The sequence below is a fragment of the Enterococcus sp. S22(2020) genome, assembly GCF_020295385.1.
GTDB classification, from domain to species: Bacteria; Bacillota; Bacilli; order Lactobacillales; family Enterococcaceae; genus Enterococcus_L; species Enterococcus_L dunnyi.
The window spans coordinates 324,257-341,575 of the sequence record NZ_JACFUD010000004.1 but is presented as its reverse complement, the minus strand read 5'-3'; the positions used below and the strand labels follow the sequence as shown (position 1 = coordinate 341,575).

Sequence of the window (17,319 nt, the reverse complement as noted above, 5' to 3'; positions counted from 1 at the left end):
GAAATTTGTTTTGTTAGATCAACGATTATTGCAATACTATTCACTATATGAAGTATCCACATTTGTGGCAAATAATCGGAAAGCTCATCAAAACACATAAAAATAATATTATTGAACTTTTAATAGGGTATCTTGCAGATATATATTCTGTTGGCAATGATACTGTTAACTCTATTTAAAGATTTTTTTTATTAGCGGAAATCCGCAAACGTACTTCTATCTGCGCTATTCTTGATAAGCTTTCTCCTATTTTTTTACTGATTACATCTACTTACTAATTAAAACCAGTAAATTCTGTATTTTGGCAAGTTTATAATTGCTTTGATCAACAAAATGTAGAATGAGTTAAAAAAAATAACCAGAAGCTTATTCAAGCAACGGTTATTCTTCAATAAAGGTTTATTCTGGTTATTGTCTCATAAAAGTAGCGTCAAACTTTGTTCCAAATAAATGTTGATATTACCTACAAATAAATAGGACAACCTAATTCTTCTTCACAAATTCCGATTTCAACTTCATCGGACCAAAGCCTTCCACTTTACAATCAATATTATGTCCGTCGGCTGCATCCGCAACTAAACGAATTCCTTTGACCTTCGTTCCCTGTTTGATTGCACCACTGGCACCTTTGACTTTCAGATCTTTGATGACTGTGACATTATCACCATCTGCTAGTACATTCCCATTAGCATCTTTGATTACGGCTGCGGTATCTTCAGCCGTCTCTTCTGTCGACCATTCATGCCCACATTCTGGACAAATCATCATGCCGCGATCCTCGTAAGTATAAGTAGAGCCGCATTCAGGGCAACTTGGTAAATTTTCCATTTCATTTCTCCTTTAACTAATCAGTCAGAAAGCAATCTGTTAGCATCACCGATTGCTTTCAATCTACTTCATTCTATCGCACTTTCTAGTGAAAAGAAAGCCCTGCTAGAAGGAGGATGGACATACACCTTATTTTGTTTCTTGGCCTTTTTCTACATATGAAAGATCATTCACGCTGTCGACTGTATATTTGCCATCTTTATAGGTGACTTTTGATACACTTGCATTTTTCAAACCGCCATCCGGCAAGTCAGCATTCGAATCCAGTTCACCCAATAATGTGATGATACTCATCCCGTGAGAAACGACTAAAACATTATTCGCTCCTTCTTTTTGAGCATCTTTGACTAGATCATCCAACGCATCGGTCAGGCGAGTAATGATCGTTTGGCTATCTTCTGCCGGCCAGTTGACACCTTCTTCAACATTTTTCTTATCTAACTCAGATAATACATCTGCAAAGTCAAGAATTCCTTTATAAAAACCAACTTCCTTCATCCATTCATTGTATTCTTCAAAAGTTTTTCCTTGCTCTTTTGCAACAGCTGTCAGCATTTCCTCATTCATTAACCCTTCATAGGTACCAAAATTATATTCTCTCAAACGTTTGTCTTTCGTCATCTCTTTGATCATATCTTCTTGTCCATTATTCTGCAGAACTAACTCAGCCGTTTCGATCGCACGCCCACTATCACTGGTTACGACTTTATCAAAGCTTACATCCGATAATCCTTTACCTAAATGCTCTGCTACTTCAACTCCTGCTGGCGTCAATGGGGCATCGATCCAGCCTTGGGAACGGTCGACCGTATTCAACATCGTTTTTCCATGACGAGCAAGATAGATCACGACCTCAGAATTTTCATCTTTTTTTGTATCCGCTTTCTTCTCTTCTGTTGCTGTTCCATTACTACAACCTGCTAAAACCATCGCTACTAATGCTGCTCCAACAAACAATTTTCTCAATTTCATTTTCCTGTCTCCTTTATCCTAAGCATTATTTTTTGTTGAATAGAAATAATAGTAATCCTCCCTTTAAAAAAAGAAAAAACCTAACTATGCCAAATAAAAACACTTGGTATAATCAGGTTTAGCTTGTCTACGACAATCACTATCCACTCTTCAACTAGCTTTAGTATAATGGAATAGCATCAAATTGTAAATGCTTTCATACGTTATTTTTTGAATTCTTTGCACAATTGTTGGATTTCTTCATAAATAACTGTCACTTCTGCTTTATCTTTAGCATTAGCACCGCTAGCTAAAGGATGCCCACCACCATGATGTTTTTTCGCTAACTCATTGATCACAGGTCCTTTTGATCTTAAACGTACACGATAATAGCCTTCCGGCTGTTGTACAAAAATCCCCCAGGCTAGCACTTCATCGATCATCCCTGGTAAAGAGACGATAGCGGCTGTTTCTGAATCAACGATGCCATATTCATCCAGCAAACTTTGCGGTAGAATGATCTTTCCAGCACCATTTTCGTCAACCTCAATATTTTGATATACATAACCTGCTAATTTCGCCACTTTCATTGGCATCTGCTCCAGTTCACGATTTAAATCAACTGGTTCAAAATCATAGGTCATTAATTCCGCTGCTACCTCTAAGGTATGAGAGGTAGTCGCAGGATATAAAAAACGGCCAGTATCGCCAATGATTCCTGCATATAGTAGTCTTGCTGCTTCGTCATTCATCGTTAGCTCTGATTGATTATGATGATAGAAATCAACAATGATTTCACTACAGCTGCTCGCATTAGTATTGACCCAAACCAAATCACCATAAGGCTCGTCATTAGGATGATGGTCGATTTTGATCAATTGTTTTCCCAGCTTATAACGATCATCACTGATTCTAGGAGAATTGGCTGTATCCGTGACGATCACAAGTGCATCTTCATAATATTCGTCAGGAACTTCGTCCATTGTCGCTAAAAAATCTAGCCCTTCAACAGGTCCGCCGACTTGATAGATCTTTTTTTCCGGAAAACTGGTACGTAAAAGTTCAGCCAACCCAACTTGTGAACCAATTGCATCTGGATCAGGTCGCTGGTGGCGATGTATAATAATTGTTTCATATGCTTTGATTGTTGTTAAAATGTCTTTTAAAACATCCATCATCATTCCTCCTATGTCCGTTCCATGACTTGGCAAACCACGATTGCTTTGGCCACTAATGCGTTTTCTAAATACACCTCGATATCAAGTTTTGCTGAACGTCGTCCAATTTCCAGTACACGTGGTCTTATATCAAGTTCACTTTCCAGTTGGATCAGACGTAGATAGTGCAGACTCATTTGTTCAATCAAAACATTTCTTCTTTGATTGGTGATCATGGTTCGCTGTGTCACATTCGAAATGATCTCGCTTAGAACACCAAAGGAAATCGTTCCTACGCTATTAACCATTTGCGGTGTCACTGTAAATCTAAATTGGCCCTCTTCATTCCTGTCAGTATCATCGACCGGCATCACTTCTCCTGAAATTTGATCTGAGATCGTGTCTGCGATTTGAGGCTGTCTTTGAACAAGCTGCATGGCTTTCATCACGTCTTGTCTGGAAACGAATCCAACCAGTGATAGGTCATCTTCAACAACCGGCATCACCTCTAGTCCATCCCAAATCATTTGATGACTAACACTTGCAACACTCATCATTTTTTTGACGATGATTGGATCTTTAGTCATCACCTTGTCCATTGTCAAAGTCTCCGCTTTTCCAAGAACATCTTTAGCTGTGACTATTCCCACTAAGCGCAGGCTCTTATTCACGACAGGAAAGCGTGAATGATGTGTTTTTTCAGATAGTTTTTGATAATCTGCGATCGTATTTGTTGAAAACAAATAATTCGTTTTTTCCAGACTTGTATAGATATCACTGACCAGCATGATATCTTTTTTGATGAGTTGATCACTCAACGCTCGATTGATCATGGTAGCCACCGTAAATGTATCATACGTCGTTCTGAGTACAGGCATTTCCAGTTCATCTGCCAGTTCAGCAATTTCTTTTTCTGTATCAAAGCCACCCGTGATCAACACTGCTGCGCCATTTTCCAACGCCAGTTTTTGCACTCCCTGGCGGTTCCCCACGATCATCAGTGAACCAGGCGTGATATAACGAGTCATCGCCTTTTCTGTCATCGCACCGATGACAAATTTATTCAGAACTTTGTCTAAGCCGGAAGATCCGCCCAGCACATCTCCTTCAATGATTCGAACTACTTCACCAAAGGTCAATTTTTCAATATGCTTTTTTAATTTCCGTTCGATCCGAATCGTTCCAACACGCTGAATGGTCGAAACTAATCCAATGTTTTCAGCATCTTTGATAGCACGATACGCGGTTCCTTCACTAACACCAAGATTTTTTGCGATACTTCGGACTGAGATTCGATCGCCGATCGGCAATCCTTCAATATATTTTAATATTTGATCGTGTTTTGTCGCCATAATATCCTCCTAAAAATCTATGTTCTTAAGCATCTATCTACTTTTCTATTTCTTCAACTCCACTTGATTGGTTCTGATAAAAAGATCCTGTTTTATTTCTTCCAAGCTCTATACTAAAACAGTCCCGACTCCTTATTTATCGACTTCTTAAAAAAAGTATAACAAAAAATGAGACTTTTTAGTACAGTTTTTCCTCATTTATTATAACAGATAACATAAATAGATAGACAAAGTGCGATCGAGCAAGTGATTTTCTTCGTTCTAATTTAAGATAGATGTTTTTTTGTTTCTCATACTTATTTATTTTTTCATTTTTACTGACATTTTTCTGAAAAAAGGAGTACTATAGTAACGGACTGTTTACAGTGTTGTTTAAGGAGATGAAGAAATGGAATCAGTGAATAGTTTTCAAGAAAATCCGATCGTTCAAAAAAATCGGTGGTGGATTTTGGTTTCGGTTGCCATGTTTACTTTCATGTCGACTTTAGACGCCAGTATTGTGAATATTGCTTTGCCTACAATATCCAAGGACATGGGCGTACCGATGAACCAGTCCGAATGGATCGTTTCGATCTATTTAATCATCGTCTGTGCTTGCTTACTGCTATTTGGCAAGATAGGCGACAGTTTCGGTAAAATCAAAGTCTACCGCATTGGAACGATCGTCTTTACAATCGGTTCTTTGTTGTGTGGATTTAATCATTCACTAGGCTTTCTTTTATTTGCTCGAATGGTTCAGGGGATCGGATCAAGTATGACGATGGCGACAAATTCAGGGATCATCACAGAAGTGTTCCCTTTGAAAGAGCGCGGCCGAGCGCTGGGTTCGATCGGTGCATTCGTTTCATTAGGTTCAATTGCAGGGCCGGGAATCGGCGGTCTGATTTTATCACAGTTTTCTTGGCCGTATATTTTTTGGATCAATGTTCCAGTAGGAATCATCACTATTTTGATTTGTGAAAAATTCTTACCAAAAGATATTACAAAAAGCGGAAAGAAAGTGGATATGCCAGGTTTTGGTTTATTCGCTGCATTTATCATGACTTTTTTTGGCGCAATCTTTATTGGGCAAGAACTTGGGTTCACCGCTATCTTGCCGATCGTCTTATTTATATTAGCATTAGTTGCTTTCATAGCTTTTTTGCGTATTGAAAAAAGAATCGAACAGCCGCTTATTTCATTTACGATTTTTCAAAATAAAGTGTTTACTATGAGTTTGATCACAGCTGTTTTGATTTTTTCTTCAAACTTCTTTGTGAATGTCGTCATTCCTTTTTATCTACAGAATGCACGAGGATTACCCGCCAGTAAAGCAGGACTTTTGATGATGGTCTTTCCTTTATTGATGGTCGTCGGCTCTCCGATCAGCGGTTATTTGACCGATAAAATCGGAACGAAATTATTGACCTTCGCCGGATTGGTCTTATTGTCCATTACTTCTTTGATGTACATGTTCCTAAATCAAGGGACACCGCTCTGGTACTATATTTTAGCAACAGGAATCATGGGTCTAGGGAACGCCTTATTTCAATCACCAAACAATACTACTGTGATGAGCAGCGTTGCTAAAGAAGATCTTGGGGTAGCCGGAAGTATGAATTCATTTGCTCGAAATCTAGGAATGGTGTTGGGGATCGCTTTAGCAACAACTATTTTGTATCATTCGATGAGCGTTGCCTACGGCTCTCGAGTCACAACTTATATCAATGAACGACCTGATATTTTTATTTTCGGTATGCGGATAACCTTTTTAGGTTCATTTATCCTCTGCTTATCAGCACTTGGATTAACATTCTATCGATCATTAAAACTAGAAAAAGGAAACTGATTGCAGAAGTTCTGCTTCAGTTTCCTTTTTTTAGTTTGTTCTCGATCATTTTTCATCTTTATCATCTTTGAAATTTTTAAGAAACTCTTCAAATAGTTCTGTACCAATCCCCATTTTTTTGTAGTTTTCCAAAATGGACTTCAATTCCATCAACAGATAGCCGATATATAACACATAGATCAAGCCTACACCTGTTCCACCTGGAATCAAGGGTGCCAACGGAACAAAAAACATGAGTAGTACCATACTCGCAATTTTCCTTAAAATTCCATTGATCCCCACTTTGCTTAAAAAATGAATATCTGGATTGATTTTTGCTGCTAAACTACCGCTTAAAAAATCAATGATCATTGCAACACAAATCAAAGCCAATACGTAAATTGCTTTGTGATCAGCATCTACTAGAAAACGATCTAAATACTCAAACATTTTCATAATTACCACCTTTTCTTTATTTTATAGGAGTACCCAATAGTCTAACGAATGTCTTATTTTTAGTCTCTTTGTCTTCATTTACTAATGAGTATCATTAGTTTACCTGTTTTTCATTTACTTCAGCTGCCGTTTTTCTCCCAAAATCATGTCACTTTTCTATCAATAATTCACCACTTTCATAAGACTCTGCAAAACGAATCATTGCTTTATCCAATTCACGATAAAACTTACTTTCGCTCATATGGTAGTTCATATATAATGCAATATTAGTGGTAAAATGGCGGTCCATATATTTGTCATAAAGTAATTGCCGATCATATCGATCTAATTGATTCATCGCATTGATGATTTTGGTCAACTCATTTGCTGCCAATTTCTTACGATCAATGATCGTTTCCGTTCGTTGTCCTGTTTTGTTCGTGCTTGGATGCACTTCAAAAACGTATGCTGCGGTGATTTTAGGAACATGCTTATCTCCAGCAATTCTCAATAAAGAGCGATAGGTGCTCAATAGCTCATGAACCTTTTTTTTCGTTTTCTTTCGATCGATTTCGGGAAACAATATCATTATTTATCCTCTCCTTTATAATTAGTCTTCAATTGCTTGTTGACTCGCTAAACTTTTCTCTGTCAGTTTTACTTCCTGCTCTTCTTTAAAAATTTCTTTTGCCAATTCTTTTGCCTGAGCTTCTGCCTGTCTATCACCTGATTCTGCCAAATTTAAAAAATGAACAAGCAACTTGCTTTTTGCTTTACGTCTTTTCATATCGTTCCTCCTCCTCTTAAAGCTTCTTAATACTTCCCTTCTTAGTAAATTTGCTAATATAAAGTAATAAATTGACAAATAATAGCTTTTACGCTATTATATAGATATAGTTAAACAAGCTTCTCTCTACTTTGATCACTGCTTTCATTATGTTGATCGCGTAAAGAAATTGCTTGAGTAGCTGTTTACTTATAAATTAGCTTATAAGAATAGTATAATAGCTTAAAAGCTAATTGTCAATTAAAAATAGCTTAAAAGCTAATTTATTTTTCATTTAAGCTTATGAAAGGTTGAAAAACATGAGTTTAACTTACAGAATCAAAGAGCTGGCTGATCAAAAGAAAGTTACTTTTGCTGAGATTGAACGAAATACAGGAATTTCTAATGGCCAAATCCGCCGTTGGGACACTTCTTCTCCTAAAATAGAAAACATTCAAAAAGTCGCTGATTATTTTGATGTTTCTACAGACTATCTGTTGGGGAGAACAAATACTCCGGCACGGGAAGAAAATCTTCCTGAAGAAGCTCTTTCTTCACAAATCATGTTTCGAATGAATACTGAAGGGCTCTCAGAAGCTGAAGTAGATGAATTGAAAGATGAAGTGGACCGTTTTCTTCGATTCAGAAGATCTGAAATCGAGCGTGAACGCGAACTAAAACAAGACGACAAGGCGTGATTGGATGACAGAGCAAATTGATGAATACCTTAGTTTTTCAGATCAAATCAACGATTATATCTCCGCTGTAATGGTTGCTAATAATATCGGCTATGAACACTATAACTGTTCCTATCTTTGGGATTATGTTAAATCAAAAGGGGTCTTCATGCGAGGATTTCCTTTCGATGGTGTAGCAAAAGACCGCATTTCCGGCATGATCGTCCAAGATGCTTTAGAGACAACTATTGGGTATAATCAAAATATGAGTGAGAAGAGAAAGAATTTTACGATCAGTCATGAAATCACTCATTATTTATTTCATATGAGTGATGGTAAAACGATTTTTACAGATACTGAACGTAGTTTACACTATTCTTATAACGAAGAGCTTCATGAATTTCAAGCAAATATAGGTGCTTCAGCCATTCTTATTCCTGATGTGGTCTTATTTCGCTTTTTAAAAGAAGGCTGGAATTTAGTTCAGTTGTCACAGCATTTCGGCATTTCTGAGAGTGCTTTATATGTCCGCTTGATCCAAACCATGCAAGCAAATTTCGGGGTCTCTTTTGTAGCGGCAAAAATGAACGCTGATACGATCCGTTATAAATTTAGTGGAAAAGGGCAACGGGCAGCAATAGAACTTGGCACCAATCTGGAAACAAGACTATTCAAAACAAATCGGTTTATTGAGGCTTTATAACTAAAAACAAGGAAACCTTTAAAATGGCTTCCTTGTTTTTTAATTCAACTAAAAATTTTTCATCCAGAATATGAACTTTAACTCCTTTATCTTGATAAAAATATCTTCCACTGTATCCTCTTTTATCTATTATCCAAGTGTAAGTCAATTTCTTTTCTCTTTTCATTCAAAACAAAAAAACCACCACGACCGTCGTCTGTGGTGGAAATGAAGGTTGTTATTTACTCTTGGTAGGAGTAAGTATGAAAAACCAATTCGGGATAATTGGCATGAAGGTATATTAACATCTTCACCTAAAAAAATTATGAATAGCTATTTTGTATTTCATAAAAAAACTATTAGTAAATACTCATATAAAGCATTTCTTAACTTTTGCTTTCATTTATGTTTGACAAACCATATTAGTTCCAACATTTTTAAGGCTGTGCTACACTTTTAATAGAAGTAGTTACGGGTTTCAATGTCACCAGCTCCATGAACCAGTTTTGCTGAAAATGTAAATGATTACGCGGAGATCCGCTTTTTATTTTACTTTTAAGCCAGCTTAAACTGAACTAGCTCATTCAGCTTTTAAATTTTAGGAGGAATGTATTATGGTAGATCAAGAAAAAGACACACTTTCTGTTTTATTCTCTGATGATGTTCACGGTCCCTTTGTAACGTTTATTTTAAACACACACGTTGCACATCAAGATGTTGAAAAAGATTCTTTAGCGTTCAAAAACTTTGGAAAAGCTGCAAAAGTCCGCTTTGAAAAAAAATACAAGACACTTTCATGGGCACCGTTCCAAGATAAGATCGATGCTTTACTTGCGGATGCCTCATTTTGGCGTAACGCAACGAAAAGTGTCTCAATCATTTTCACTGAAAATGATGTTTTTATCCATCGTTTAGATGTTCCTGTTAACGACCAATATTATGTTGACGATCGCCCTTATCTTTTAGGGATCATCAAAAACAATCAATTCAATTATCGTTATTATTTAATGGCGCTAAATCGTGATTCGATGCAGCTTTACCTAGTTGAAAATAGTCGTGTGACAAAAGTTGATTTGCCTGACGATGCTCCGACAGACTTGGTTGGCACATTAGGTGATGAATTGACAGGTGGAAATTTAAATTATTCAACAAAAGCAGGCTCAGGTTATAATGGCTCTTCTAAAGAAGGAGTTGCTTATCACGGTGTCAACACAAAAGATCAAGAGGTGCAGATCGACTGGACAAACTATTATCAAGCAATCGATAATTACTTAAAAGATACCTTTGTTAACCCTGATCAGCTGCCGATTCGTTTATATGCGTTGCCTGAAAATCAAACATTATTCAAAAAAATTGCAAAAAATACTTATTTAAAAACAGATACAGCTGTCTCTTCTTCTCCAGCCCAAGTTTCAATCAATGACATTGAAAAAGCAGCGGAAAAAATCAATCAAGAATTGGAGAAAAATGAAACAGCGACCTATAATCTTTTATTGGATAAAAAATACGTAGATCAGCTTGCTGACATCGCTCCTGCTGCAGAAGAGGGAAAAATCTCACACTTCTTTATCTCAACAGCAAATCTCGTTGATGAAACGACAGAAATGTCCAATGAAGAATTTGACCGTAGAAAAGTCTTGAATCAAGTGACAAATAAAATTCTAAACACCGGCGGTAAAGTGTTCATCCTAGATCAACAAGCTTCACCCGATGAAAAATCCTTAGTCGCCATTTTACGCTATTAACGGATAAATGGACAAGAGCCGCTCAACTAATCAGTTGAGCGGCTCTTTAATTAAGTTGATTAAATACTTTGTTAGCTATAAACCAAGTGAAACTATCTATTAGTAAGGATAACCTTATTCTCATCTAAACAATTTGAACCCTTCCTACTTTCAAATCTATGCAGTTCCAAGACTGCGCCTTCGGAATAGATTTCTGCGATATAACTCTATCATTACTTTCATATTTAACGCTTAATACCTCTATACTATAACAGAACTAAGTTTTTTTTGACAATTAATCTTTATTTCTTAACAAATTTTTACAATTTAAAAGAGATATCACTAGTCAAGAACAAGGAAATATGCTATGATAAGAGTGTAGTTTTTGGTCGGTAATATATGTGTAGCTGTTTCAAATAAACATCTTCCACATTTTCACCTTTCAAGTAATTGCAAAATACGTGTATACACACATAGGAGGATTTTTTATTATGGAAACAGGTACAGTAAAATGGTTTAACTCAGACAAAGGTTTTGGATTTATCACTGCAGAAAACGGTAACGATGTATTCGTACATTTCTCAGCTATCCAAGGCGACGGATTCAAAACTTTAGAAGAAGGTCAAGCAGTGACTTTCGACGTTGAAGAAGGCCAACGTGGACCTCAAGCTACTAACGTTAACAAAGCATAATTAACCTTAGTAAACTCAAAAGCTGACGATTACTCGTCAGCTTTTTTTATGTTGTCTGAATGATCCGAACCAATTCTTCGCCAAATGCGGAGCAGCTCAACAGCGTTGCTTGATCCATTTGATCAGCGAAATCTTTTGTTACAGTTTTGTTCACTAGTGCCTGTTCAATGCTTTCAGTGATCAATCGACTGACCTCATCCCAGCCAAGATATTCAAACATCAACGCACCTGATAATAGTAACGAAGAAGGATTTAACTGATTCAAACCAGCAAATTCAGGTGCTGTCCCATGGGTTGCTTCGAAAATGCCATGACCCGTCTGCAAGTTTAAGTTTGCACCAGGTGCGATCCCAATTCCGCCAACCTGAGCAGCCAAAGCATCTGAGATGTAATCTCCGTTTAAATTCAAGGTAGCGATCACGTCATATTTATCTGGATGCAATAAAATATCTTGTAAGAAAATATCTGCGATCCGATCTTTAATAATCAATTTCCCTGCCTTTTCAGCTTCTAACAATTGATGGTCAGCTTCTGTCTTTCCCAGTTCTTTTTTGACTTTTTCATATGTCTGCCAAGTAAAAACTTGATTGCCGAACTCCTCTTCAGCTAACGTATAACCCCATTTTTTAAATCCACCCTCAGTAAATTTCATGATGTTGCCTTTATGCACAAGTGTTACTGATTTGCGTTGATGTTTCAACGCGTGCTCAATGGCTCCCCGAACCAAACGTTCTGTTCCTTCTTTAGAAACAGGTTTGATTCCAATCGCTGATGTTTTAGGGAAACGAATCTTTTCGACTCCAAATTCTGTTCTTAAATAGCTAATCAATTTTTCCGCATCTGAACTTTCAGCAGGAAATTCAATTCCTGCATAAATATCCTCCGTATTTTCTCTAAAAATCATCATATCTGTAAGTTCTGGATGCTTTAGCGGAGAAGGCACACCAGTAAAGTAACGTACAGGCCTGTAGCATATATACAGATCCAATTCTTGTCTTAGTGTGACATTCAAAGAACGAAAACCACCGCCAATCGGTGTTGTAAGTGGACCTTTGATCGCAACTAAATGTGTTTTGATCGTCTCTAACGTTTCTTCCGGCAGCCAATCTCCCGTCTGATCAAACGCTTTTTCTCCAGCCAATACCTCTTGCCAAACAACTTTCCTTTTCCCTTGATATGCCTTTTCTACTGCGGCGTCAAAGACAGTTTTAGCCGCCTGCCAGATTTCAGGTCCAATGCCGTCCCCTTCTATAAATGGAATGATTGGATAATCTGAAACGACAAGTTGGCCGTTACTGAAAACAAGTTTTTCTCCTTTGGTCATGCTTCAATTCCTCCTGAACGTAATTCTTCATCAAATGCCCGATAAGTCAAATGCTTTGGTCCTACATAGTGAGAGCGCGGACGGATTAAACAATCCTCTTGCTTTTGCTCGTAAATATGACCTAACCAACCAGATACTCGGCTCATCGCAAAAATCAATGTGAACAGATCACTTTCAATATCTAAACAATGATAAACGGTTGCTGAGTAAAAATCGACATTAGGGATCAACCCCTTTGTTTCTTTTAAATAGCGCTCAACCTGACAAGATAAAAAGTACCACTGTTCTTTTTGCGTCAATGCCGTTAGTTCTTTTGCGAGTTTTTTTAAATGTTTTTTTCTTGGATCTTCTGTTTTGTAGACACGGTGCCCAAAGCCCATCACTTTTTCTTTACGATCTAATTTTTGATTCAAATACTCTTTAACACTCAAACTACCAGAATCAATTTCCATCAACATATCAAATACTCGTTCATTTGCTCCGCCATGAAGCGGTCCTTTTAAAGAACCGATCGCAGCCGTAATACAGGAGTATACGTCGGATAATGTCGATGCACAGACTCGCGCGGTAAAAGTGCTAGCATTCAAATCATGATCTGCATGCAACACCAATGCTTGATTCATTGCGGTTACCTGTACAGCATTCGCTTCTTCGCCAGTGAGCATATAAAGAAAATTCGCTGCGATCGATAAGTCACTTCTAGGCGCGATTGGATCCAAGCCTTTTCTTAACCGGGCATACGCCGCAATGATCGTTGGCATTTTAGCCTGCAAAGCGATACTTTGTTGATAAGATGAAGATTCATCTGTTTCTTCTGCATTTGGGTCAAACACCCCTAAAAGTGAAATAGTCGATCTAAGAACACTCATCGGATGAAGATTTTGCCGTGTCTGGATTTTCAAACATGTCACTATTGTGTCTGAGATCGGCATGGCAGCAGCTAAATCCTGTTTAAACTTGAACAGTTCTTGAGCATTTGGCATCTTAAGATACCATAAAAGATAAATCACTTCTTCAAACTGAACATTTTCAGCAACCAGATCATCGATATTAAAACCAGCAAACAACAACTGATTTTCGACGATCGAACTAATCTTTGTTTCAGAAACCACGACACCATCTAAACCTCTATGGATCTCCATCCAAATCCCTCCTTATTTTAAAGCGGAATAAATCGCTTAATCCTGTAGAAAATTAGGAAATTGACTTTGAGGCGCTTTTCGTCTCACTGACAATTTATCTATTTTCCTAAGGATTGATTTATGTAGCTGGATAACAGTAAAAGCGAAACAAATCGTCTAATCCTGTAGAAAATTAGGAAATTGACTTTGAGGCGTTTTTTGCCTCACTGACAATTTGTCTATTTTCCTAAGGATTGATTTGTGCAGCTGGATAACGATAAAAGCGGAATAGGCTCGTCAAGCTCTGACAGAAAAATAGGAAAAATCGATTGAGACGCTTTTTGTCTCACTCTATTTTTATCTTTTTTCCGAAGAGCTAGCCTATGCAGCTGGATACAATAAATGATCAACACTTTCTTACAAAAATCTTGTACTGTTCATCATCAAATCAAATTCATTCTTTTACCACAGAACTAGCTATATATTTTTCAAGCCATTTGTTCCAACTTTTTACGAATGACCATCGGTAATATACCACCATGCTGATAGTACGTGATATCAACTGCAGAATCGAAACGCAATAACGTCTCAAATTCAATCGTTTCACCCGAATTTTTTTTCGCTGTGACCTTTACTGTATCTAAAATCCCTTTGGTTTCATCGATCTCGATATCGAATTGTTCAGTTCCTGTTAAACCTAAACTCTCCGCATCTTGACCTTTTAAAAATTGTAGCGGCAACACACCCATCATCACTAAATTCGAACGATGGATTCGCTCATAGCTTTTGGCGATCACAGCCTCTACACCCAATAACTGCACACCTTTTGCTGCCCAGTCTCTAGAAGAGCCCATTCCGTAATCATCTCCAGCTAAGATCACGAGCTTGGTTCCTTCCTGCTGATATTTCATCGCTGCATCATAAATCGGCATTGTCTCTCTTGTGGGATGGAATATGGTGTATCCGCCTTCTATCTCTGGTACTAACTGATTACGAATTCGAATATTGGCTAACGTTCCCCGCATCATTACTTCGTGATGACCTCTTCTTGCGCCATAAGAATTAAATGCGCGGATGTCAACACCTTGTTCAGTCAAATACTGTCCTGCCGGGCTATTTTTTTGAATACTTCCAGCTGGTGAAATGTGATCAGTTGTCACCGAGTCTCCAAATTTAGCTAAAACTGCTAGATTCTTTAATGGTTCTCGTACGGTTCTTTCCTGAGACATTCCTTCAAAATAAGGAGGATTCGCTATATATGTTGACGCTTGATCCCAAGCATACAAGGGCTCTGCAGTCGTTTGAATTTTATTCCATTCTTCATTGTCATTGAATACTCCTGCATATTCTTGTTTATATAATTCAGGAGTGACACACTGATCGATCAAATGCTGAACTTCTTCTCTAGAAGGCCATAAATCATTGAAATAGATTGGTATGCCATTTTTATCGATCCCTATTGGTTCATTAAACACATCAATAGCTACAGTTCCTGCTAATGCATATAGTACAACAAGCGGTGGTGATGCAAGATAGTTTGCTTTGACTAAAGGATGGATCCGTCCTTCAAAGTTACGATTCCCGCTTAATACTCCAGCAGTCAATAAGTCATTTTCTTTGATTACTTCTTCCACTTCTGGTTTTAATGCTCCTGAATTCCCTATACAGGTAGTACAGCCATAGCCGACAAGATGAAATCCTAATGTCTCTAAATAAGGGAGCAGCCCAGCTTTTTCAAGGTAAGCAGTCACAACTTTAGACCCTGGCGCCAATGACGTTTTTACATAATTAGGCACTGTCAATCCCAGTTCAGCAGCCTTTTTAGCAACCAAACCAGCGCTTAACATCACAAAAGGGTTAGATGTATTCGTACAGGAAGTAATCGCTGCAATCGCCAGCGCACCTGGTTTTAATTCGTGGTGTTCTCCTTCTAGATCTAAAGGAATAGATTGTTCTTGCTGCTCCTTGGACAGACCAAATCCTTGAAGTCCACTTGGTGCATTGATTGCTTCTTCAAAACTGTTTTTCATTTCTGTTAAGGGAATCAGATCTTGTGGTCGTTTTGGACCAGCTAAATTTGCTACTATCTTACTTAAGTCGATTTCGATCACTTTAGTGTAACTGGGCTCTTGATCAGTTGATGGCTCGTAAAATAGCTGATTTTCTTTTAAATAATGTTCTGCGACTTTTACGGCATGCTCTTCTCTTCCTGTCAAACGTAAATAACGAATCGTCTCGTCATCTACAGGAAAAAAGCCACAAGTAGCACCATATTCAGGTGCCATATTCGCAACAGTTGCTCGGTCTGCTAAACTCAAATTTACCAATCCGGGACCAAAGAATTCTACAAATTTACCAACGACTTTTTGTTCACGTAACACCTGTGTTACTTTTAAAGCTAAATCTGTCGCAGTCGCTCCTTGAGAAAGCTCATTGACAAACCGTACGCCGATAACCTCTGGAATCGGAAAATAAGAAGGTTCGCCTAACATACTCGCTTCGGCTTCGATACCGCCAACTCCCCAGCCTAAAACACCTAAAGCATTGACCATCGTCGTATGTGAATCTGTCCCAACAAGTGTATCAGGATATAAAAGAGTGGATCGATCCTCCATTTTCTTTTGAATCACGACAGAAGCAAGATACTCCACATTGACTTGATGAACGATCCCTGTTGCTGGTGGTACGACACGGTAGTTATCAAAAACTTTTTGCGCCCAGCTCAAAAAGCGATAACGCTCCTGATTGCGTTGAAATTCCATGCTCATATTAAGCTGCAAAGCTTGTTTTACACCTGCCACATCTACCTGGACAGAATGATCGATCACTAGATCAACAGGTACTTCTGGATTGATCGTAGTCGGATCACCGCCAAAATCTGCAATTGTTTTTCTTAATGAAGCAAGATCGACAACTGCTGGAACGCCAGTGAAATCTTGAAGAATCACACGTGCAGGTTTAAAAGGAACCTCTCCTACATTTTTTTCTTTTGCAGACCAATTTGCCAATTGATCGATATGTTGCTGAGTGATGCCTGTCCCATTTTTCTGCCGCAGTAAAGATTCTAATAATACCCGAATACTAAAAGGTAACTTTGAAACAAAAAGATTTTGTTCTGTTTCAAGTGACGCTAACTCATAGTAATGATATTTTTGGTTGTCATAGTAAAAAAATGTTTCTGCCGATCGTTGTTTAGAAATCAAAACCATCCCTCCTAAATTTGAGCGTTGCACAATACCTCTACTTTTAAACAAAGTAAAAACTCACACTTTTTATTAATCTTTGATTAGAAGTATTTATGCATTATCTAATTTTAGCTATTATAACGGCATTATAACGGAATGTAAACCCTTAAACAAATGAGAAAAGTTAGGTTAATTAACTTTATCATGTCAGATTTACGTAATATAAAAAGATGTGTAAAACCGCTAAAAATAGATGATCTCCTTTTATTACCCCTTTTAAAAATTAGCTATTTTACATGTTTTTCACATTTAATTTTAACCTTATATACATTTTATGTATCTCAGACATTTGTTTGGTTTAGTTTACATCATTTGGAATGTATTTCAGTAAGTCTTATGTATTTTTATCAATTTCATGTAAGATGAATTTTTTTTATTTTTGCAGTAAAAATAAGAGTGCATGACAAAACTAATGATCAGTTTTGTTTCGCACTCTAAAGCTTAATAAACGGCAGAAACAGAAGCAACTCCGAGAAATAACCAGGAGTTGCTTCTGTTTCAACTTCTAAATACAAGTATCCGTTCCATATATCAAAACCAAGCACTTCTGAGTCTTGC

16 protein-coding genes are annotated in these 17,319 nt (G+C 37.5%); 5 read left to right on the top strand and 11 right to left on the bottom strand.

All coding sequences use genetic code 11. The features are described from left to right. Positions 1-483 precede the first annotated feature (483 nt). The 4 genes from H3T55_RS10195 to H3T55_RS10180 all read right to left on the bottom strand — a co-directional run bounded on the left by H3T55_RS10195 (position 484) and on the right by H3T55_RS10180 (position 4,288). Complete coding sequence (locus H3T55_RS10195; RefSeq protein ID WP_225534378.1) at positions 484-828, bottom strand: zinc ribbon domain-containing protein YjdM; 345 nt, start codon at positions 826-828, stop codon at positions 484-486. Positions 829-957: 129 nt separating this feature from the next. After that, positions 958-1,800: a histidine phosphatase family protein gene (locus H3T55_RS10190; RefSeq protein WP_225534377.1), complete on the bottom strand. Its 843-nt coding sequence runs from the start codon at positions 1,798-1,800 to the stop codon at positions 958-960. A gap of 203 nt (positions 1,801-2,003) precedes the next feature. Then, a complete protein-coding gene (locus H3T55_RS10185) occupies positions 2,004-2,954 on the bottom strand; it encodes a DHH family phosphoesterase (RefSeq protein WP_225534376.1) in 951 nt (316 codons plus the stop codon). A gap of 11 nt (positions 2,955-2,965) precedes the next feature. Next, positions 2,966-4,288, bottom strand: a complete 1,323-nt coding sequence (locus H3T55_RS10180) for a DRTGG domain-containing protein (protein ID WP_087641362.1) — start codon at positions 4,286-4,288, stop codon at positions 2,966-2,968. Positions 4,289-4,676: 388 nt separating this feature from the next. Between H3T55_RS10180 and H3T55_RS10175 the strand changes: the two genes are divergently transcribed. Continuing rightward, entirely contained in the window at positions 4,677-6,116 is a 1,440-nt protein-coding gene (locus H3T55_RS10175; protein WP_225534375.1) for an MFS transporter, read from the top strand. Between the two features lie 45 nt (positions 6,117-6,161). Here H3T55_RS10175 and H3T55_RS10170 read toward each other — a convergent pair whose 3' ends face one another. The 3 genes from H3T55_RS10170 to H3T55_RS10160 all read right to left on the bottom strand — a co-directional run bounded on the left by H3T55_RS10170 (position 6,162) and on the right by H3T55_RS10160 (position 7,317). Then, the gene (locus H3T55_RS10170; RefSeq protein WP_087641560.1) at positions 6,162-6,545 is read right to left on the bottom strand and encodes a phage holin family protein; all 384 of its coding nucleotides are present in this window, start codon (positions 6,543-6,545) and stop codon (positions 6,162-6,164) included. A 154-nt stretch (positions 6,546-6,699) separates the two neighbouring features. Next, positions 6,700-7,119 (bottom strand): ArpU family phage packaging/lysis transcriptional regulator, encoded by a 420-nt coding sequence (locus H3T55_RS10165; protein ID WP_225534374.1) that lies wholly within the window; start codon positions 7,117-7,119, stop codon positions 6,700-6,702. A gap of 21 nt (positions 7,120-7,140) precedes the next feature. Continuing rightward, positions 7,141-7,317 carry a hypothetical protein gene (locus H3T55_RS10160; protein WP_225534373.1) on the bottom strand — a complete coding sequence of 59 codons (177 nt, stop codon included), beginning with the start codon at positions 7,315-7,317 and terminating at the stop codon, positions 7,141-7,143. Between the two features lie 299 nt (positions 7,318-7,616). On the opposite strand from H3T55_RS10160, the gene H3T55_RS10155 reads away from it, so the two are divergent. Both H3T55_RS10155 and H3T55_RS10150 read left to right on the top strand, forming a co-directional pair. Continuing rightward, positions 7,617-7,994: a helix-turn-helix domain-containing protein gene (locus H3T55_RS10155; protein WP_087641359.1), complete on the top strand. Its 378-nt coding sequence runs from the start codon at positions 7,617-7,619 to the stop codon at positions 7,992-7,994. 4 nt (positions 7,995-7,998) lie between these two features. Further along, a complete protein-coding gene (locus tag H3T55_RS10150) occupies positions 7,999-8,676 on the top strand; it encodes an ImmA/IrrE family metallo-endopeptidase (RefSeq protein WP_225534372.1) in 678 nt (225 codons plus the stop codon). Here the strand turns inward: H3T55_RS10150 and H3T55_RS10145 are convergent. Continuing rightward, positions 8,660-8,842, bottom strand: coding sequence for a hypothetical protein (locus H3T55_RS10145; protein ID WP_225534371.1), 183 nt, complete (start codon positions 8,840-8,842; stop codon positions 8,660-8,662). The genes H3T55_RS10150 and H3T55_RS10145 overlap by 17 nt on opposite strands. Before the next feature lie 427 nt (positions 8,843-9,269). Here H3T55_RS10145 and H3T55_RS10140 point away from each other — a divergent pair, with 427 nt between their 5' ends. Together H3T55_RS10140 and H3T55_RS10135 are read left to right on the top strand one after the other, a co-directional pair. Next, entirely contained in the window at positions 9,270-10,400 is a 1,131-nt protein-coding gene (locus H3T55_RS10140; protein ID WP_225534370.1) for a hypothetical protein, read from the top strand. Between the two features lie 470 nt (positions 10,401-10,870). Next, on the top strand, positions 10,871-11,071 hold the full coding sequence (locus H3T55_RS10135) for a cold-shock protein (RefSeq protein ID WP_010760878.1): 201 nt from the start codon (positions 10,871-10,873) through the stop codon (positions 11,069-11,071). Between the two features lie 46 nt (positions 11,072-11,117). Here H3T55_RS10135 and icd read toward each other — a convergent pair whose 3' ends face one another. The 3 genes from icd to acnA all read right to left on the bottom strand — a co-directional run bounded on the left by icd (position 11,118) and on the right by acnA (position 16,716). Then, positions 11,118-12,395, bottom strand: a complete 1,278-nt coding sequence (icd, locus tag H3T55_RS10130) for an NADP-dependent isocitrate dehydrogenase (protein WP_225534369.1) — start codon at positions 12,393-12,395, stop codon at positions 11,118-11,120. Next, positions 12,392-13,537: a citrate synthase gene (locus tag H3T55_RS10125; protein WP_225534368.1), complete on the bottom strand. Its 1,146-nt coding sequence runs from the start codon at positions 13,535-13,537 to the stop codon at positions 12,392-12,394. The genes icd and H3T55_RS10125 overlap by 4 nt, the downstream gene beginning before the upstream one ends. Positions 13,538-14,004: 467 nt before the next feature. Continuing rightward, on the bottom strand, positions 14,005-16,716 hold the full coding sequence (gene acnA, locus H3T55_RS10120; RefSeq protein WP_412523575.1) for an aconitate hydratase AcnA: 2,712 nt from the start codon (positions 16,714-16,716) through the stop codon (positions 14,005-14,007). Positions 16,717-17,319: the final 603 nt, after the last annotated feature.